General features: G+C 58.7%; 19 protein-coding genes, 1 tRNA gene and 1 pseudogene. 12 read left to right on the top strand and 9 right to left on the bottom strand.

What is annotated here, in order from left to right; translation table 11 throughout:
- Positions 1-157: 157 nt before the first annotated feature.
- From AC07N8_RS06495 to AC07N8_RS06485, 3 genes are all read left to right on the top strand, one after another.
- Complete coding sequence (locus tag AC07N8_RS06495) at positions 158-1,351, top strand: CaiB/BaiF CoA transferase family protein (protein WP_493142633.1); 1,194 nt, start codon at positions 158-160, stop codon at positions 1,349-1,351.
- The gene (locus AC07N8_RS06490; protein ID WP_483840583.1) at positions 1,348-2,274 is read left to right on the top strand and encodes a hydroxymethylglutaryl-CoA lyase; all 927 of its coding nucleotides are present in this window, start codon (positions 1,348-1,350) and stop codon (positions 2,272-2,274) included. The genes AC07N8_RS06495 and AC07N8_RS06490 overlap by 4 nt, the downstream gene beginning before the upstream one ends.
- Positions 2,275-2,463: 189 nt before the next feature.
- Positions 2,464-3,795: an MFS transporter gene (locus AC07N8_RS06485; RefSeq protein ID WP_493142635.1), complete on the top strand. Its 1,332-nt coding sequence runs from the start codon at positions 2,464-2,466 to the stop codon at positions 3,793-3,795.
- A gap of 140 nt (positions 3,796-3,935) precedes the next feature.
- Here AC07N8_RS06485 and AC07N8_RS06480 read toward each other — a convergent pair whose 3' ends face one another.
- Positions 3,936-4,424: a DMT family transporter gene (locus tag AC07N8_RS06480; protein ID WP_493142637.1), complete on the bottom strand. Its 489-nt coding sequence runs from the start codon at positions 4,422-4,424 to the stop codon at positions 3,936-3,938.
- A 77-nt stretch (positions 4,425-4,501) separates the two neighbouring features.
- On the opposite strand from AC07N8_RS06480, the gene AC07N8_RS06475 reads away from it, so the two are divergent.
- Entirely contained in the window at positions 4,502-5,413 is a 912-nt protein-coding gene (locus tag AC07N8_RS06475; protein WP_493142639.1) for a LysR substrate-binding domain-containing protein, read from the top strand.
- A gap of 65 nt (positions 5,414-5,478) precedes the next feature.
- Here AC07N8_RS06475 and AC07N8_RS06470 read toward each other — a convergent pair whose 3' ends face one another.
- The gene (locus AC07N8_RS06470) at positions 5,479-5,667 is read right to left on the bottom strand and encodes a hypothetical protein (protein WP_493142641.1); all 189 of its coding nucleotides are present in this window, start codon (positions 5,665-5,667) and stop codon (positions 5,479-5,481) included.
- Between the two features lie 53 nt (positions 5,668-5,720).
- Here AC07N8_RS06470 and fos point away from each other — a divergent pair, with 53 nt between their 5' ends.
- The 5 genes from fos (at position 5,721) to AC07N8_RS06445 (ending at position 9,064) form a co-directional block, all read left to right on the top strand.
- Positions 5,721-6,137, top strand: coding sequence for a fosfomycin resistance glutathione transferase (gene fos, locus AC07N8_RS06465; protein ID WP_493142643.1), 417 nt, complete (start codon positions 5,721-5,723; stop codon positions 6,135-6,137).
- A gap of 65 nt (positions 6,138-6,202) precedes the next feature.
- Positions 6,203-6,841, top strand: a complete 639-nt coding sequence (locus AC07N8_RS06460; protein WP_493142645.1) for a LysE family translocator — start codon at positions 6,203-6,205, stop codon at positions 6,839-6,841.
- Positions 6,842-6,859: 18 nt separating this feature from the next.
- Positions 6,860-8,209, top strand: coding sequence for a sensor domain-containing protein (locus AC07N8_RS06455; RefSeq protein WP_493142647.1), 1,350 nt, complete (start codon positions 6,860-6,862; stop codon positions 8,207-8,209).
- A 117-nt stretch (positions 8,210-8,326) separates the two neighbouring features.
- Entirely contained in the window at positions 8,327-8,485 is a 159-nt protein-coding gene (locus AC07N8_RS06450; RefSeq protein WP_081744010.1) for a KGG domain-containing protein, read from the top strand.
- Positions 8,486-8,560: 75 nt separating this feature from the next.
- Positions 8,561-9,064, top strand: a complete 504-nt coding sequence (locus AC07N8_RS06445; RefSeq protein ID WP_493142649.1) for a DUF4142 domain-containing protein — start codon at positions 8,561-8,563, stop codon at positions 9,062-9,064.
- Between the two features lie 65 nt (positions 9,065-9,129).
- On the opposite strand, the gene AC07N8_RS06440 is transcribed toward AC07N8_RS06445, so the two are convergent.
- Positions 9,130-9,540: a low affinity iron permease family protein gene (locus AC07N8_RS06440; protein WP_483840590.1), complete on the bottom strand. Its 411-nt coding sequence runs from the start codon at positions 9,538-9,540 to the stop codon at positions 9,130-9,132.
- 237 nt (positions 9,541-9,777) lie between these two features.
- Here AC07N8_RS06440 and AC07N8_RS06435 point away from each other — a divergent pair, with 237 nt between their 5' ends.
- The gene (locus AC07N8_RS06435) at positions 9,778-10,863 is read left to right on the top strand and encodes a type I restriction endonuclease (RefSeq protein ID WP_493142651.1); all 1,086 of its coding nucleotides are present in this window, start codon (positions 9,778-9,780) and stop codon (positions 10,861-10,863) included.
- 313 nt (positions 10,864-11,176) lie between these two features.
- On the top strand, positions 11,177-11,947 hold the full coding sequence (gene tam, locus AC07N8_RS06430; RefSeq protein ID WP_493142653.1) for a trans-aconitate 2-methyltransferase: 771 nt from the start codon (positions 11,177-11,179) through the stop codon (positions 11,945-11,947).
- 139 nt (positions 11,948-12,086) lie between these two features.
- Here the strand turns inward: tam and AC07N8_RS06425 are convergent.
- A pseudogene (locus AC07N8_RS06425) lies at positions 12,087-12,815 on the bottom strand (class I SAM-dependent methyltransferase).
- Between the two features lie 447 nt (positions 12,816-13,262).
- On the opposite strand from AC07N8_RS06425, the gene AC07N8_RS06420 reads away from it, so the two are divergent.
- Positions 13,263-13,445, top strand: a complete 183-nt coding sequence (locus AC07N8_RS06420) for a hypothetical protein (RefSeq protein WP_483840592.1) — start codon at positions 13,263-13,265, stop codon at positions 13,443-13,445.
- A gap of 490 nt (positions 13,446-13,935) precedes the next feature.
- On the opposite strand, the gene AC07N8_RS06415 is transcribed toward AC07N8_RS06420, so the two are convergent.
- The 5 genes from AC07N8_RS06415 to AC07N8_RS06395 form a co-directional block, all read right to left on the bottom strand.
- Complete coding sequence (locus tag AC07N8_RS06415; RefSeq protein WP_027925567.1) at positions 13,936-14,205, bottom strand: hypothetical protein; 270 nt, start codon at positions 14,203-14,205, stop codon at positions 13,936-13,938.
- 497 nt (positions 14,206-14,702) lie between these two features.
- Positions 14,703-14,776 (bottom strand) — tRNA-Gly (locus AC07N8_RS06410).
- 181 nt (positions 14,777-14,957) lie between these two features.
- Positions 14,958-15,842, bottom strand: a complete 885-nt coding sequence (locus AC07N8_RS06405) for an alpha/beta fold hydrolase (protein WP_493142655.1) — start codon at positions 15,840-15,842, stop codon at positions 14,958-14,960.
- A gap of 311 nt (positions 15,843-16,153) precedes the next feature.
- Positions 16,154-16,846: a pseudouridine synthase gene (locus AC07N8_RS06400; protein ID WP_493142657.1), complete on the bottom strand. Its 693-nt coding sequence runs from the start codon at positions 16,844-16,846 to the stop codon at positions 16,154-16,156.
- A gap of 57 nt (positions 16,847-16,903) precedes the next feature.
- Positions 16,904-17,098, bottom strand: a complete 195-nt coding sequence (locus AC07N8_RS06395; protein WP_310271328.1) for a cysteine-rich CWC family protein — start codon at positions 17,096-17,098, stop codon at positions 16,904-16,906.
- Positions 17,099-17,257 lie beyond the last annotated feature (159 nt).

Below are 17,257 nucleotides of genomic sequence, written 5' to 3'. Positions count from 1 at the left end.
GGAGCGAGCCTGCTCGCGAAGGCGGCCCTGAATTCACCGAACATCGCCAGCCGAGCGTTCGCGTTTCACGAACGCCCGTTGCCAACTGAAGGTTGGATTCCTTGACCCCGGCTCCTCTAGCCTTGGCACATATTCCAAGAACAAGAGGTACCCCGCGATGACTGCCCCGTTAAGTGCAATCAAAGTGATCGAGATCGGCACGCTGATCGCCGCCCCCTTCGCCGCGCGAATGCTCGCCGAGTTCGGCGCCGAAGTGATCAAGATCGAAGCCATGGGCCAGGGCGATCCCCTGCGCAAATGGCGCAAGCTGCACGAAGGCACCTCGCTGTGGTGGTACCTGCAATCGCGCAACAAGAAGTCCCTGGCGCTGAATCTCAAATCCCCCGAAGGCGTCGAACTGGTCAAGCAACTGGCGACCAGCGCCGACGTGTTGATCGAAAACCTGCGCCCCGGCGCCCTGGAAAAACTGGGCTTGGGCTGGGACGTGTTGCACGCCCTCAATCCCAACCTGACGCTGGTACGGATTTCCGGTTACGGCCAGACCGGCCCCTACCGTGATCGTCCGGGTTTCGGTGCCATCGGCGAGGCCATGGGTGGGATTCGCTACACCACCGGCACCCCCGGCTCACCGCCGGCGCGGGTGGGCGTCAGCCTCGGTGATTCCCTCGCATCGCTGCACGCAGTGATCGGTGCCTTGATGTCGCTGCTGCGGGTCAAGACCGGGCAGGGCGGCGGGCAAATCGTCGATGTGTCGCTGGCCGAAAGCGTATTCAACGTCATGGAAAGCCTGGTGCCGGAATACGACATGCTCGGCCATGTCCGTGAGCGCAGCGGTGGCGCCTTGCCGGGTATCGCCCCGTCCAATACCTATCTGACGGCCGATGGCGCTTACGTGGTTATCGCCGGCAACAGCGACCCGATCTACAAGCGCTTGATGGAGGTCATCGGCCGGCGCGATCTGGCGGACGCGCCGGAGTTTGCCCATAACGACGGCCGTGCATTGAAAAGCAATGTGCTCGACGCTGCGATCACCCACTGGACCAGCAGCCTGCCGATCGACGCCGTATTGTCGGCGCTGGAAGCGGCCGAAGTCCCCGCCGGGCGCATCTATTCGGTGGCCGACATCGTCGCCGACCCGCATTATCAGGCGCGGGACATGCTGCTCAGCGCCGACCTGCCGGGCGGCGCCACGGTGAAGATGCCGGGCATCGTGCCGAAACTCTCGGAAACCCCTGGCGGCGTGAACTGGTCGGGGCCGAGTCTGGGCCAGCACACCGACGGCATTCTCGCCGGGCTAGGCCTGACGGACTCCGATATCGAACGCCTGAAAACTGAAGGGGTGGTGCAATGATCACTGATTTTTCCCAGACCCTGATCGTTCAGGAAGTCTCGCCGCGCGACGGTTTGCAGATCGAGCCGACCTGGGTCGAAACCGTCGACAAGATTGCCCTGATCGATCAACTGTCGCTGGCCGGGTTCAGCCGTATCGAAGCCGGTTCGTTTGTCTCGCCCAAGGCCATTCCGGCATTGCGCGATGGCGAGTCGGTGTTCAAGGGCATCACCCGGCAACCGGGGGTGATCTACGTCGCGTTGATCCCCAACCTCAAGGGCGCGCAACGGGCATTGGCGACGCGGGCCGATGAGCTGAACCTGGTGATGTCTGCCAGCCAGACCCACAACCTGGCGAACATGCGTATGCGCTGCGAAGATTCGTTGGCCGCTTTCGGTGAGATTGTGCAGTACGTCGGCGGCACGCAGGTCCGGCTCAACGGCAGCATCGCCACCACGTTTGGCTGCCCGTTCGAAGGCAAGATTGATGAGGATCGCGTGCTGCAAATCGTCGATGCTTATCAAGAGCTCGGGATCCAAGGGATTACTCTGGCCGACACCACTGGCATGGCCAATCCGCGACAGGTTGACCGGTTGGTACGTCGAGTTCTACAACGGGTTTCGCCCGCGGATTTGACTCTGCATTTTCATAACACTCGCGGCCTCGGCTTGTGCAACGTGTTGGCCGCTTATGAGGCCGGAGCCCGACGTTTTGATGCAGCGCTCGGCGGCCTTGGCGGCTGCCCGTTCGCGCCGGGTGCTTCGGGCAATATCTGCACTGAAGACCTGGTCAACCTGTGCGATGAAATCGGCATTCACACCGGCATCGACCTGCCGCTGCTGCTGCGATTATCCCGAGGATTGCCCGCACTGCTGGGCCACGAAGTGCCGGGTCAACTGGCCAAGGCCGGCCGCAATTGCGACCTGCACCCGACGCCCTCCTGACCCACCACGATCACCCCTGTGGGAGCGAGCTTGCTCGCGAAGACTGAGTCACATCCGACATGGATGTCGGCTGATACACCGCTTTCGCGAGCAGACTCGCTCCCACAATGAAAAGCTCTGCAACCAAGCGTCTCAACCAGACAACAAAAACAATCGGACACCCACGGGAAGTCCGCCTGGAGAACCACCATGAGCCTCAATGTACTGGAGGCGGGCGCGAGCCCGTCCGTTAGCCACGACGAAGAAAAAGCCTTGGTCAGCAAGGTCGCCTGGCGCCTGATGCCGCTGATCATGGTCTGCTACCTGTTCGCGTTTTTCGACCGCATCAACATCAGCTTCGCCAAGTTCCAGTTGCAGACTGACCTGAGCCTGAGCGACACCGCTTACGGCCTCGGCGCCGGGTTGTTTGTGGTTGGCTACGTGCTGTTCGAAGTGCCGAGTAACATGATGCTGTACAAGGTCGGCGCGCGGCGCTGGATCGCCCGGATCATGATGTCCTGGGGCCTCGCCACCGCGGCCATGGTCTTCGTCAACAGCGAATGGCAGTTCTACGCGCTGCGCTTTGTGATCGGTGCGATGGAAGCCGGTTTTGCGCCGGGCGTCCTGTATTACCTGACGCTGTGGTTCCCGCAGCACTATCGCGGCCGGATCACCTCGATGCTGTTTCTGTCGTCGGCGTTTGCCGGTCTGGTTGGCGCGCCGTTCTCCGGGCTTGTGCTGCAACACCTCGACGGTTTCCTCGACATGCGCGGCTGGCACTGGTTGTTTCTGCTCGGTGGCGTGCCGTGCATCGGCCTCGGTTTGCTGGTGCTGACCTTGCTCAAGGACCGCATCGAAGACGCCCATTGGCTGACCGCTTCCGAGAAGACCCTGCTGGCCAGCCGCATCGCGCACCATGAACCGCACAAGAGTGGCGGCTCGCTGCTCGCCGCGCTGCGTATTCCGGGCTTCCTGACGCTGGGGCTGATTTACTTCCTGATTCAAGTGGCGTCCTACGGCTTGAATTTCTGGGCGCCGCAACTGATCCGCAGTGCCGGCACCGAAAGCCCGGTGATGATCGGTTTGCTCACCGCCATTCCTTACATCTGCGGCGCGATCAGCATGGTGGTGATCGGGCGCCTGTCAGACTCGACCGGCGAACGGCGCAAGTTTGTCGCAGGACTGGTGGCGGTGGGCGCGGTAGGGTTCTTCTGCGCCGGAATCTTCGCTAACCACACGACCTTCCTGATTGTTGCGCTGGGCTTGCTTGGCGCCGGGATCATCGCGTCGATCCCGAGCTTCTGGACCCTGCCGCCGAAACTGCTGGCCGGTGCTGGCGCCGGGGCGGCGGGCGGGATTGCGGTGATCAACACCCTGGGCCAGTTCGGCGGCATCGTCAGTCCGGTCATGGTCGGGCGGATCAAGGACCTGACCGGCAGCACAACGCCGGCGCTGTATGTGATTGGTGTCTGCGCGCTGATCGCGGTTGCGCTGCTGATGTGGGGGTTGCCGCAGAAGCTGCGCACGCTCGACAAGTTCTAAGATTTGCGTCGTCGGATAGACCGCTTTCGCGAGCAAGCCCGCTCCCACACTCGATCTGCGCCACGCCGCCGATCAAATGTGGGAGCGAGCCTGCTCGCGAAGACGGACTGACATTCACAGACGATCTTTTATGCGCCCCATCAACCCGTCGCCACCAAGCCCTTCGCTGGCGCGCCACTGAACTGAATCAAAGCCACCCCTGCCACCAACAAAACAGCCCCCAACACCCGCGGCAAGGTCATGTGCCGCTCCACTAAGCCGAACCACCCAAAGTGATCCAACACCAGCGCCGCCACCACTTGCCCCGCCAGCGCCAGCGCAACAAACCCCGAAGCCCCGAGCTTCGGCACCAGCATCAACGCCAACGAAACAAAACACACCCCAAACGCCCCTCCAGCCCACATCCACAGCGGCGCCTTGCTAATAAACCCCAGCGATGGCAACGGCAAGCGCAGCGCCAACATAATCGGCAACAACACCCCGATACTCACCAGCAACGACGCCAGCGTCGCCCACAACGGATGCCCCAGACCGCGTGTAAGGTTGGCATTGATCGCACTCTGAAAAGGCACCACCGCCCCGGCTATCACGGCCAGCAGCAACAGCCCGGCCCAATGCAACGTACTCATGATCCATCTCCAAGAGGTTTTGCTGGACTCTAGAGTATTCGTCGCGCAGATTTAAATTCCGAATTGCTATCCAGAACATGCATCAGATGAATGATCTACGGCGCATCGACCTCAACCTGCTGGTGATCCTCGACGCCCTGCTCAGCGAGCAGCACGTGACCCGCGCCGCCGAGCGCCTGCACCTCAGTCAGCCGGCGGTCAGCCACGCCTTGGCGCGGTTGCGGGACATGCTCGGCGATCCATTGCTGGTGCGCGCGGGTGCGGGGCTGGTCGCCACGCCGCGAGCGCTGGAGTTAATGGCACCGCTGGCCGAAGCGCTGGCCCAGGTGCAATCGCTGCTGGCACCGAACGCGTTCGATCCGGCCACCGCCAAACGCACCTTTCGCCTGGCGATGTCGGACTACGGTGCCGCTATTGTCTTGCCGGGGCTGATTCGAACCTTGCGCCGGGAAGCGCCGGGGATCGACCTGCAAATCACCCACGCCAGCCGCGAGGGCATGCTCGATGGCGTACTCAACGGCGATATCGACGTGGCGGCGGGGGTATTTCCGGAAATGCCGAACGAGCTGCGCAGCACCCCGTTGTTCGAAGAGCACTACGCCTGCCTCATCGACCGCAACAGCCTGCCCGCCGACGGCATCCTCGACCTGCCAACCTACCTCGCCCGCCCGCATGTCCTGCTGGAAATGCGCGGCAGCGGCACGCCCGAAATCGAACGGGTGCTGACCGCGTTGCGCGAGCGCCGCCGAGTGGCCGTCAGCCTGCCGCACTGGAGCGTTGCGCCGGAATTCATCAGTGGTACGGATTTGATCCTGACGGTGGCTTTGCGAGGTTTGCTCAACATCGATCAGCAGTCGCTGATCGTCGTCCCGCCACCGTTTCATATTCCGTCGTTTACGTTCGTGTTGGTTTGGCACAAGCGGCGGGGAGGGGATCAGGCGTTGAATTGGTTGAATGGGCGGATTGAGGACGCAATAGCGCGCGGTTAATCGTGATTGTTCCCGCACGCTAGTATTGTGGTCGAGACGAGCAATACGATTTTGAGATTCCTTTATCAGCTGATATCAGTCACCCATTTGCCAACTACTGCTTTCAGTTCTTTTGGGCTAGCGAAATCACCATTGTCCGCTTCACTCAGGGCTCGCTGAATGTCGTCGATCATCAAGGCCTCGTGCGCCGAGTGCGCGCGGGCCGGTCCTGGCGATGGCGTTTCGCTAAGATTTTTGGGTTTGGCCTTTTCCATTGGTGTTGCGCTCCAGATACTGACATTCAGAACATACCCGCGAGGTAACGAAATTGCTAACCGGCCTCAACCACCTGACCCTCGCCGTCACAGACCTGAACCGCAGCGTGGAGTTCTACCAAAAGCGCCTGCAACTGCGCCTCGAAGCAACGTGGGACACCGGCGCCTACCTCTCGCTTCCGGGACTCTGGCTGTGCCTTTCCTTCGATCCATTGCGCAAGTCCGAGACTGCCGCCGACTACACCCACTACGCCTTCAGCCTGGACGCAGCAGATTTCCCGTTGTTCGTCGAGCGCCTGCGATCCGCCAATGTCCGAGAATGGCGCGACAACCGCAGCGAAGGCGCATCGTTCTATTTTCTTGACCCGGACGGCCACAAGCTTGAAGCCCATGTCGGCGATCTGGCGTCACGGCTGGCGGCCTGTCGGCAGCGGCCTTATGCCGCAATGAAGTTCTTCGACGATCTGTAAGTCCACGCGCAAGGACCTGAGATAGACTGGCGCCCATTCACCAGACAGTTCAAAAGGATTTCCTGATGACCCCATCGCTGCTAATGGCTGTTCTCGCCTCAGGCTTTATCTACGGCATCACGCCGGGGCCGGGTGTGTTGGCGGTGTTCGGCATTGGCGCGGCGCGCGGTCGGCGGGCGGGGGCGGGGTTCTTGTGCGGGCATTTGCTGGGCGATGTGGTCTGGTGCAGCACCGCGTTGATTGCGATTGTCGGCGCACGGGAAATCGGTAGCACGGCATTCGATGTGCTGGGCGTGTTCAGCGGGTTGTATTTGTTCTGGCTTGGCTTGCGCGCCGTGCGGGCGAAACGCAGCAGTGCCGAAGCGCCGCAAGGCCCGGCCCGCCAGCCGTTCTGGCACGGCATTCTGTTCGGTCTGACCAACCCCAAGGCTTACCCGGTGGCAGTGGCGACCTTCACGGCGCTGCTGTCTAGCCGCGCGGAGTTGCTGCACTGGTCGATGCTGCCGTGGTTGATTGCGCTGAGCTTCGTCGGTGGCCTGATCGCCTACGCTATTCTCATCGGCATCGTTGGTGCGCGGCAGGTTCGGACCCTGTATCAACGCCACGAACTGGCGATCACCCGGTTGTGTGGGGTCATGTTTATCGGTTTTGCCATTAATGCCCTGGTGCACGCGTTGCCGGGGCTGGTCACGAACAAGGCTTGAGGCCATATGCAGGACACCATGGCATCCAGAAATTCCGCGCCGTTGGCGAGCTACATCGATCTGTTGCTGGACGCCGTTTGTGCGGTCGACAAGCAAGGTCGCTTCGTTTTTGTCAGTGCAGCGTGCGAGCGCATATTCGGCTACACCGCCGATGAACTGATCGGTCAGCCGATGATCGACATGGTGCATCCCGGTGACCGCCAGCGCACCCTCGACGCCGCACGGGAAATCATGGGCGGCGAGCCCAAACTCAATTTCGAAAACCGCTACCTGCGCAAGGACGGTCAGGTGGTGCACATCCTCTGGTCGGCGCGCTGGTCGGAAGTCGATCAATTGCGCATCGCCGTGGCCCGGGACATCACCGAACGCAAACTGGCCGAGTCCCGACAAGCAGCGTTGTACGCGATTTCCGAGGCCGCTCACGCGGCGGAAGACTTGCTGGCGCTGTTCAAGCGCATTCACCTGATCATCGGCGAATGGCTGCCCGCGCTGAATTTCTCCGTGGCGCTGTATGACGAACACTGCGCGCAGCTGAATTTCCCCTATCACGTCAACGACCACGAATTGCAACCCGAGCAGCCCGGCACCATCACCGGGCGCCTGTGTGCGGAAGTGATCCGCAGCGGCCTGCCAATTTTGCTGACCCCGGACCAGGGCCATTCGCCCGCAGGCTTTGAGACGTTGGTCGAGGGGCCGAATTCACCGTGCTGGCTGGGCGTGCCCCTGAATTCGCAGAACGGCACCATCGGCGCGCTCATCGTCAAAAGCGTTCCGGGTGGCGAACGCTACACCGAGCGGGACAAGGAACTGCTGCAATACGTCTGCGCCCAGGTCGCGACTGCCATCGAGCGCAAGCAATTGCATGCCCGGTTGCAGCGCATGGCGCAGTACGACCAGTTGACTCAACTGCCCAATCGCGAGCTGCTGCGAGATCGTCTCAAGGCTTCACTGGCGCTGGCCCGGGCCGATGGCGGGCGCATGGCGTTGCTGTACGTCGACCTCGACCGTTTCAAGGATGTCAATGACACCCACGGCCATGCGGTGGGCGACATGCTGTTGCAAGCGGTGGCCAATCGGATCAAGGGTTGCGTGCGCGAAACCGACACCGTGGCGCGCATCGGTGGGGACGAGTTTGTGGTGTTGTTGCACAGCATCCACGGCCTGGAAGACGCCGACAGCGTGGCGGAAAAAATCCTCCAGGTGCTGGCGCAGCCGCTGCGTCTGGATGGGCATAACCTGAACATCCACACCAGTATCGGCGTCGCTCATTACCCCGAGCACGGCACCGAAGAAAAGCAGTTGTTCAAGCATGCCGACGAGGCCATGTACGCCGCCAAACGCCAGCATCACCTGCGACTCGAAGTCTGAGATTTTGCCGCCGTTCGTCGCGGCGTTTTCAGGTTTTCTAAACCTTTTGGGGCTCGTTCATTCTGATTTTATGCGGGCTGTTGCTCGCCTGGATCATTTACCAAGAGGTAGAGAATCATGCCTAACTCAAGAAACTCGAACTCGGGAAACTTCGCCAACGATCGAACGAAGGCGTCTGAAGCCGGTCGCAAAGGTGGGAAAACCACCACAACGACTGTCGATAAAGACTCTACGAAACCCGAGATGGGCCGCAAAGGTCCTCAGAAGTCCAAGTAGTGATTGAAGGTGGTTTTGATCGAGAGGCGGGGGCGCAAGCTCCCGCTTGAATTTTTTCAGAAGGAGGGCGCGACCATGAGCCGGATGGCCACCCGAATACGTCATGCAGGTTTTGCCACGTTACTGGGATTGTGCGCCAGCAGTGCCTTTGCCCAGTCCCCCACCGAATTCATCAACGATGCCTCGGCCCAAGGCATGGCCGACATCGAAGCCAGTCGCCTGGCGCACCAGAAAACCGAATCCAAAGAGGTCAAGGACTACACCATCGTCGTCATCAACGACCGCACCACCGCTAACCAACACTTGGCGAAAATTGCCAAACAACTGGATCTGCCGGTGGCCCCGCGCGAAGAAGTGGTCGACAAGGCCAAAGCCTTGATGCCGCAAGCGATGGACGGCGCGACCTTCGATCAGGCCTACGCCGCCAGTCAGGTGAAAACCACTCAGCAAGCCATCGAACAACTTCAGCAGGAAGCGCAAACCACGGACATACCGCAAATCAAAGCGTTTGCTGAAGAAACCCTGCCCAAACTGCAAAACCATCTGCAAATGGCCAGGGCGTTGCAGGCCGGTCTATAACCCGGGTTTACGATGTTTAAAGCAAACGGCGCGTGATTCACATCACGCGCCGTTTTTGTTTTTGCTCAGCACTTGTTCAAACCGTGTTTGTGCTGGCTCGTCGTCGCCAGCCCCGCCAGGTCATGCACATCTTTTTCGCCCATGGCCCGATAGTGCCGGCGCAGCGCCTCCAGTTGCTTGAGGTCCAGCAACTCCAGCCCCAGCATCGCGTTCTGCGCCTCCTTGTTCACCCGCAGCAACTCATCGATTTTCAAATGCAGGATGTCGGTGTCGCGGTTCTGCGTGTTCTGGATCAGGAACACCATCAGGAACGTGATGATCGTGGTTGAGGTGTTGATGACCAGTTGCCAGGTGTCGTTGAAACCAAAAATAGGGCCGCTCAGGGCCCACAGAATAATAAGAATAAGCGCGCCCATGAATGTCATTGGGCTGCCGGCCCACAGGGCGAGTTTCTGCGAGATTTTTGCGAATTTCATTGCCGTGTTCCTTATTGGGATGCGCCTGAATGTGTGACAGCGCGGGCAATATGAAAATTCTTTCGGGTTTTGCGTATTCATTGAAATCTGTCTTGCGCTGGCTTCGGATGTAAGAAATCTCTGTATTTCGCAAATCCTGATCGGAATCTTTCTTTGTGCCGGTTTGTGTCTAGTATCAAGGACAGTCAATTTGCCAGCATGCAAGCACACGGATCGAAACCAGCTAAGAGGTCACTCATGGAATTCTTCGAAAAGTTAGCAAGTCTAGCCGCTAAAGTTCGTTTGCAGAGCGCTGCAATTCAGACGGAAGAAGCGACCAAAAACGCTTTTGTCATGCCCTTTATCAGCACAGTGCTGGGCTACGATGTCTTCGATCCGACTGAAGTGACTCCCGAATTCGTTTGCGATATCGGCACGAAAAAAGGAGAAAAAATTGATTACGCAATCATGAAGGGTGGAGAAGTTCAGATCCTTATCGAGTGCAAAAAAATTGGCGAGCCACTGCACATCAATCACGCGTCTCAGTTGTTTCGTTATTTCCATGTCACCAGCGCTCGAATCTCCATCCTTACTAACGGCCAGGTCTACAAATTTTTCACTGACCTGGATGCGCCCAACAAGATGGATGAGAAGCCATTCCTCGAGCTCGACCTGCTGGACATCGACGAGTATTCCGTCCCGGAATTGGTGAAACTCACCAAATCAGCTTTCGATGTGGATTCAATCATCAGCGCCGCAGGTGAGTTGAAATACGTCAGCCAAATCAAAAAGGTTATTGCGGCTCAAGTCAGCAAACCCGATGACGACTTCGTCAAAGTGTTCGCTTCGCGTGTCTACGATGGGGTAATTACTCAAAAGGTCCGCGAGCAGTTTCATGAACTGACAAGAAAAGCGGTCGTGCAATTCCTCAATGACCAGATTAACGAAAGGCTCAAGTCCGCCATGAGCGGTGCTATACAACCTGCGTTGGCTTCTTTGCCAGTTTCATCCAGTGGGGCTGAGCAGGCGGATGTGCGGGACGAGTCAGAGGACAAGGTCCTGACGACATTGGAAGAACTGGAGGGTTATCACATCGTTCGTGCTGTGGTTCGTTCTGTGGTCGATGCAAAGCGGATTGTTCAGCGCGACACTCAGAGTTACTTCGGTATTCTGCTCGACGACAACAACCGTAAACCGATCTGCCGTCTGCACTTCAATCGTTCACAGAAGTACATCGGTATCTTTGACGAAGAGAAGAATGAAACCCGACATGCGATAAATTCGATAGACGATATCTACGAGTATTCGGATCATTTGAAGAAGACGGTTGGGTATTACGCCTAGCAGCGCTTATCGTAAATCAGCAAAGATTGGCCCATATGGCCAATGCCAGTTAAGGATGATGCATATCTTGTGGCGAGGGAGCTTGCTCCCGCTGGACTGCGCAGCAGTCCCCTTCTTTTTTTGGTGAGAAAGGATGGGGGCGCTCCGCACCCCAACGGGAGCAAGCTCCCTCGCCACAGGTTTCTTATCGCTTGTGCTTCTCCGGCATAAGCCTAGGTGGTCGGTTTTTTGTGGCTGTTGTTTGCTACTTCAGTTTCACTACCCAACTCAAGTTATCCATCGCCTCACAACAACGCACCGACAGGAGAACGCAATGAGTTGGTCCGCCAAACAATACGTCGCTTTTGAAGATGAACGCACCCGCCCGGCGCGAGACCTGCTCGCCGCCATCCCGTCGGTGGAGGCGCGCTCGGCCATCGACATCGGGTGTGGTCCCGGCAATTCGACCGAGTTGCTGGTCAAACGCTTCACCGGCGCCACGGTGCGGGGCGTCGACAGTTCGACCGACATGATCGAGGCCGCTCGCAAGCGCTTGCCAAATGTGCAGTTCGACACGGTTGATATCGGAACCTGGAACGATCGCGGCCCGTTCGACGTGATATTCGCTAACGCCGTGTTGCAGTGGCTGCCCGATCACGCGACGTTACTGCCTTCGCTGGCCGCCCGACTGACCGAGGGCGGCAGCCTGGCGATCCAGATGCCCGACAACCTCAACGAACCCTCCCATCGTCTGATGCGCGAAGTCGCTGCCGAAGGTCCGTGGGCCAGCAAACTGGCGGACGCCGCCGGGCAACGCACAGGGATGGCCAGTGCCAGCGACTACTACTCGATGCTGCGACCACACTGTGCGCGCGTCGATGTGTGGCGCACCACTTACCATCATCCGCTGGCGGGTGGAGCGTCGGGTGTGGTCGAGTGGTTCAAGGGCAGCGGTTTGCGGCCGTTTCTCGAACCGTTGGATGAGGCGGAAAAGGCGCAATACCTCAAGCGATATCACGCTGCGATCGAGCAGGCTTATCCGGCGTTGAGCGATGGTTCGGTGCTGTTGCCGTTTCCGCGGTTGTTTATTGTCGCGACCCGCTAAGAACACACTGAACCTGTGGCGAGGGAGCTTGCTCCCGCTGGACTGCGCAGCAGTCCCTTCTTTTTTGGTGAAGAGGGGGGCGCTCCGCACCCCAGCGGGAGCAAGCTCCCTCGCCACAGGTTATCCATCGCTGCGGCAATCAGCGCTCGACCGCTACCAGCAACATCATCGGCCGTTCCCGCTCTTCAGCCAGCGCCGGTTGCGCCGCCACCTCGGCATCGCTCGGCCCCCATTCGTTGACATGCTCGATGCTGAAACCCGCGCCAATCAGCGTATTGAACAGCGTGCCAAGGGTTCGGTGCTGCTTGATCACGCCTTCCGCCAGCCAGTTCGTCACCCGCCCGCCTTCCCGCTGATAGCTGTCCACCGGCCACCGCTTGCGGCCCTCGCCGTCGATCAACCATCCCGGATTGCGCGGGGCCATGAAGATCGGATGCTCGATGGAAAACACAAAGCGCGAACCTGGTTTAAGGGCCGCGTGGATCGTGGCGAACAACCCGGGCAGATCCTTGATGTAGTGCAACGCCAGTGAGCTATACGCCAGATCGAAACCGCCTTTGGGTAAATCAAGCTGTTCCAGATCTGCCCGTGATTACTGGATATTGCCCGCCGATGTGGTCTAGTGAGCCTGCTCCAGCATCTTCTCCGAGACGTCCAGGCCGAGCACACTGTCAGCGCCTTACTCACTGGCCCAGCGGCTGAACCAGCCGTAACCGCAACCGAGGTCCACTACCTTCAGCTCTTTCATCGGCGGCAGCATTGATTTGAGTGCTGGCCATTCCGGTGCCGCGTCGAGGCCTCCAAGGGAGCGGCCCATTTGGCTGTAGCCCTGGAAAAACTCCGGATCGTCGTAGATGTTTTGAGTCATGTCGGGTTGCTCTGTTGAGATCGTTCACGGGCGGCACTTGGGGCACGCCGATTGGTTTCCCTCGAAGCGTTGTAGCGCGTATTCGTTGACGGCCGCGCGGGGGGGGCATTGGAAATGGTGAAAATGCGAGAGTATCCCGAAGAAACAAGGGTCAACAAGACGATCCACCGACCGGAAAACAGTTAACGCTCTTTCATGCGCAGCTCTCGGATTTTGCCTACAACCTAAGCGGGAATCACCCGCTATCCACTGGTGGGTAGATAGGAAATAGTGCTCCGTAGAACGGACTGCTGATAGGTGATGAGTGATTGACGTCCGACAGATTTTGCCGGCTTCGCAGAAAGCGATGCTTAGGTTGGCGGCTAAAAGCCGAGAAGGAGGATCAATGCTCCAGAACGACCGCGAAAATTCACGGACCCAAAACGGTCCGCGAGAGGAGAAAGAAACATGTCCACACATCGTAATCGAGCAAGCATCGAGCAATTGCATCGTGAGATGGAGGCTTTAGCTGAAGAGATGAGACGCCCGGCCCCGACCAAAATCCGCACTACGTTGTTGCCGTTCAGCATTGGTGCTGCGTTCGCGCTGACCCTGTTTGTCGCAGTCGCTTTTGTCGCAAAGCATCTTTAATTCTCTGTCGGCTCAGAAACCTTCTTTCGTACTATCGGAGGCGCTGAAACAAACCTCATCGCTGTGCCTCTCGGGCAACCTCCCATCAACTAGCGCTTGTCGGCTATCTACCGTCCTCAACTGATCGGCGGCGTCGTATAACTCACATCAGGTCCTGCCGCAGAATCCAGTCCGGATTAGTCGGCACATCGTCCCTCGTCCTGAATGTCAATCTGACCAGGCACCGCTATTAACCGAGTCGCCTCGGTTATGTGCCCCAGAAGTCACCACCCTGTTCTCCCTGCAGCCGTGCCTTTTGGAAATGCCGCAGACGGTGAAGCCGCTCCGCTAAGTAGGGTGGGCCTGCCATATCTTGGCTTCCATCATTTGTGTAGCCGCGAGGTCTTCCTGAAACACCGCGTCGCCTGATTTAACTAGTGCTGCGCAGCCGAACGCAGGCTTTGCCAGCTGCTACGAATCGAAGGCGCCCCGAAAGGCGCCTCGTATCACATCAGGACGGCTCTGCATCCATGCGTCGAGCGATCACATCCAGTACATCGCAACCGTCGCGCAAAGGCACACAGCAGAGCAATGCAAAATCGCTGAGGATGACCGAGTCGGTGGTGATGTCACCTCGCATGGCGAGGTTTTCGAGCATCTGCGTCACGGCTCGAATTCTGTAACTGGCCGTGCTGAGCAGTGAGTGCAGCGGTTGGGTGGTGTTGACGAACAGGGAAGGGAGATCGTCGGCGTTGCTGGTTAAAGCCATATATTCTTTCATGCGTGATTACCGTTAGTAGGTGAAAGACCTACCACTCAATCGTCGCCAAACAATAGGGTGGTAGCTGTACGCAGGTTGGCGAACCGGACAACGGTAAAACCGGCAGACCCGAGGGTCTCCCACGCACAGCCACCATAAAAAGCGCAGCAAAGTGCAATCAGAAACTGCTCCGAAAATCTCGGAGATTCCTGAATCGTTGTCATCGAGTCGCCAAACCCGATACGCCATTTGGACGCGCTCGGACTATAGGCCTCGTGACAAAGGCACAGCAATGCGCAAGTGTACGGACAATTCCCTGTGTCGTGTAGGACGTTGCCTTTTCGGATATTGGCCACTTTCGTGCCATCAGTGAATGGTTGATCAACACCTGAATTGGCAGGTGTTGATTGGCAGTTCACACAAATCCCGCCCATAAAAAAACCGGCCACTCAGGACCGGTTTTTCTCTATCTCTACATCCCCCGTCAAAACAACCTCAACGTGAGACCAAAATTCGATTGGAGCGGGTGAAGGGAATCGAACCCTCGTTATCAGCTTGGGAAGCTGGAGTAATGCCATTATACGACACCCGCTCAGAGCGGCTGACTTTGTACCAGATGTGCGCGTGGAAATGAAGTTTTTCTTTGCGCTGGGCAGCTTTAGCGCAGATGTAGCAAGGCACACACCGCAAAACGGTCTATCGCGGGCCAGCCTCGCGCCTACAGGAATGCGTTCAACTACTGTAGGGCGACGCTTGCTCGCGAGGACGCTGTTTCAGATTGCCAGTGCATGGTGATCCTGGACGTAGTGGTAACGCGTTCGGCTGGCGTGTGGTTCAGGTTTCAGGAACCCCAGCAGTGCATTGCGGCTGTCTCGGCAGGCGGCTTTGTGTTCCATGTCGAGAAAGTGGCCGGTGGCTTCCAGGGTGGTGAAGGTGGCGTGTTGCACATGGTTGGCAAACAATCGCGCGCCATCGGCGGCGGTGTATTCGTCCCATTCGCCGTTCATGAACAGCACCGGTACGTTGATTTTCTCCGCCGCCTTCAGGAAGCACTGGCGATCACTGTGCAGCAGGTCGCTGATGTGGAAGTGCATCTGCCCGTATTCGTGATCGGCCAGGCTGCTGACGTGCCGGTAGTTGAAGCGCTTGAACAGCGTCGGCAGGTGTTTGCCGATGGTGCTGTTCACCAGATTGCCGACCCGGTCGCCGTCGCGGCTGCCGAGGTAGTCGACGCCGCGCTCGAGGTAGTCGAGCATGTGCGCGTTGATCTCCGGGGAGAACGAGCTGATCACGGCTTTTTCGATCCGGCGTGGCCGGTGGGCGAGGGCGACCAGGGTCGCGGCGCCGCCCCAGGAAAACGACAGAACGTGTTCGGCGCCGAAGTGGTCGATCAGCTCCAGGAGGATCTGCCCTTCGACTTCCTTGGTCAGCAATTTCTCGTGCAGGTTGTGGGCCTTGGACTTGCCCGCGTAGGGCTGGTCGTAGCAAACCACGTTGAACTGCGGATGAAGGTTTTTCACGGTTTGTGCAAACGACGCAGTCGTGGCCATCGAGCCGTTGACCAAGATAATGGTCTTCTCTGCGGCGTCTGCGCGATAGAACTCCGTGTAAACCCGATACTGACCCTGTATATCCAGCACAGCGATTTCTGGCCTCATGTCATAAGACTCCTGGCAAGCGGGTATGCGCGCAAATGAGATTGCACGAGCTTTGTGACAGGTAGGCATACGCCTGGAATTTGGAGGCCCATGTCGATCCGTACAGCAGGTCGACGGGTATTATTATTGGCGGGCAATCTGCCGGTCTGAGGCGGAACCTGAGGGTTCTCTAACCGACAAAAAGTTTCTTAGAAGTATGTTGTGACTCGTCAGTCACATTTCGGCTGACGACCTGATTCAAGCAGGGGCGACGTCATCGCGCAAGTGTCATTGGTAAATTGTTCGACAACTTCTGCTGAGCGGTCGCCTGCTTAGATCAATTGAATCTCTTCGGTGCGCAATGCGCGGTACTCGCCCGGTTTTAGCGCGTTATCGAGCTGCAGCGGGCCCATGCGTTCGCGGTGCAGGCGCAGGACCTTGTTGTCGAAATGGCCGAACATGCGCTTCACCTGGTGGTACCGGCCCTCAACAATGCTCAGCCGTGCCGATTTCGGCCCCAACAGCTCCAGCTTGGCGGGCTGGGTGGTGAGGTCTTCGAAGGCGAAGTACAAACCTTCCGTAAACTTCAACGCATATTCCGGGCCGATGTCCTGCTCGGTCTCGACGTAGTAGACCTTGGGCAGTTTGGTTTGCGGTTGGGTCAGGCGTCGCGACCAGCTGCCGTCATTGGTGATCAGCATCAGACCGGTGGTGTTGAAGTCGAGGCGACCGGCGATGTGCAACTCGTCCTTGTCCGGCTCGTGGATCAGGTCGAGGACTGTCGCGTGCTCGGGGTCGCGGGTGGCGCTGACGCACCCGGGCGGCTTGTGCAGCATGAAGTAGCGCGCAGGCTTGCCGGCTTGCAGGACTTCGTCATCGACTTCGACGCGGCTGAACTCGAGCACCTCGGCGTGCGGGTCGATGACGATATTTCCGTCGATCCGCACGCGCTTTTCCACCAGCAACAGGCGCACCTGCTTACGGTTGAAGCGCGGCAGGTTGCTGAGGAAACGATCAACGCGCATGGCAAGGGTTCGGTGGGAAAAGGGCGGCGTATCTTACGTGATCGGTCGGGCGCTTGCTTACAGCTGCGCCTCGACCTGCGCGCAACGTGGGCACAGGCAGGATTTGTCACGCAGTTCCGCTGGCAGCGCTTCGAGCACGGCAGGGTCGATGCTGACGCCATAGCACCAGCAGGCGCGATCGGCGGTTTTCGGATCGGCCAGGGTGCAGTCGTTGGACGCACCGCAGGCCGGGCAGAAGTCAGGCTTGTTCATGCAGGATTATTCATAGCTGGAGTGAGACTTTCCACGCAGGTGCGATTACGGCCGGATTGTTTGGCTGTGCGCCAAAGGCAGGCATTCTATCGGCACTGCCGGGAAATAACTGCTGCATTGCGTCGGACACGTACCTTGTGGGAGCGAGCAGGCTCGCTC

The organism is Pseudomonas sp. GW821-FHT10C09, assembly GCF_059415465.1.
This window is presented reverse-complemented; position numbering and strand designations above follow the sequence as displayed.

Excerpts from the sequence above, each read along its gene's own strand:
- AC07N8_RS06495 (WP_493142633.1), top strand. The coding sequence starts at position 158 with ATGACTGCCCCGTTAAGTGCAATCAAAGTGATCGAGATCGGCACGCTG.
- AC07N8_RS06490 (WP_483840583.1), top strand. The coding sequence starts at position 1,348 with ATGATCACTGATTTTTCCCAGACCCTGATCGTTCAGGAAGTCTCGCCG.
- AC07N8_RS06485 (WP_493142635.1), top strand. The coding sequence starts at position 2,464 with ATGAGCCTCAATGTACTGGAGGCGGGCGCGAGCCCGTCCGTTAGCCAC.
- AC07N8_RS06480 (WP_493142637.1), bottom strand. The coding sequence starts at position 4,424 with ATGAGTACGTTGCATTGGGCCGGGCTGTTGCTGCTGGCCGTGATAGCC.
- AC07N8_RS06475 (WP_493142639.1), top strand. The coding sequence starts at position 4,502 with ATGCATCAGATGAATGATCTACGGCGCATCGACCTCAACCTGCTGGTG.
- AC07N8_RS06470 (WP_493142641.1), bottom strand. The coding sequence starts at position 5,667 with ATGGAAAAGGCCAAACCCAAAAATCTTAGCGAAACGCCATCGCCAGGA.
- AC07N8_RS06460 (WP_493142645.1), top strand. The coding sequence starts at position 6,203 with ATGACCCCATCGCTGCTAATGGCTGTTCTCGCCTCAGGCTTTATCTAC.
- AC07N8_RS06455 (WP_493142647.1), top strand. The coding sequence starts at position 6,860 with ATGGCATCCAGAAATTCCGCGCCGTTGGCGAGCTACATCGATCTGTTG.
- AC07N8_RS06450 (WP_081744010.1), top strand. The coding sequence starts at position 8,327 with ATGCCTAACTCAAGAAACTCGAACTCGGGAAACTTCGCCAACGATCGA.
- AC07N8_RS06445 (WP_493142649.1), top strand. The coding sequence starts at position 8,561 with ATGAGCCGGATGGCCACCCGAATACGTCATGCAGGTTTTGCCACGTTA.
- AC07N8_RS06440 (WP_483840590.1), bottom strand. The coding sequence starts at position 9,540 with ATGAAATTCGCAAAAATCTCGCAGAAACTCGCCCTGTGGGCCGGCAGC.
- AC07N8_RS06435 (WP_493142651.1), top strand. The coding sequence starts at position 9,778 with ATGGAATTCTTCGAAAAGTTAGCAAGTCTAGCCGCTAAAGTTCGTTTG.
- tam (WP_493142653.1), top strand. The coding sequence starts at position 11,177 with ATGAGTTGGTCCGCCAAACAATACGTCGCTTTTGAAGATGAACGCACC.
- AC07N8_RS06420 (WP_483840592.1), top strand. The coding sequence starts at position 13,263 with ATGTCCACACATCGTAATCGAGCAAGCATCGAGCAATTGCATCGTGAG.
- AC07N8_RS06415 (WP_027925567.1), bottom strand. The coding sequence starts at position 14,205 with ATGAAAGAATATATGGCTTTAACCAGCAACGCCGACGATCTCCCTTCC.
- AC07N8_RS06405 (WP_493142655.1), bottom strand. The coding sequence starts at position 15,842 with ATGAGGCCAGAAATCGCTGTGCTGGATATACAGGGTCAGTATCGGGTT.
- AC07N8_RS06400 (WP_493142657.1), bottom strand. The coding sequence starts at position 16,846 with ATGCGCGTTGATCGTTTCCTCAGCAACCTGCCGCGCTTCAACCGTAAG.
- AC07N8_RS06395 (WP_310271328.1), bottom strand. The coding sequence starts at position 17,098 with ATGAACAAGCCTGACTTCTGCCCGGCCTGCGGTGCGTCCAACGACTGC.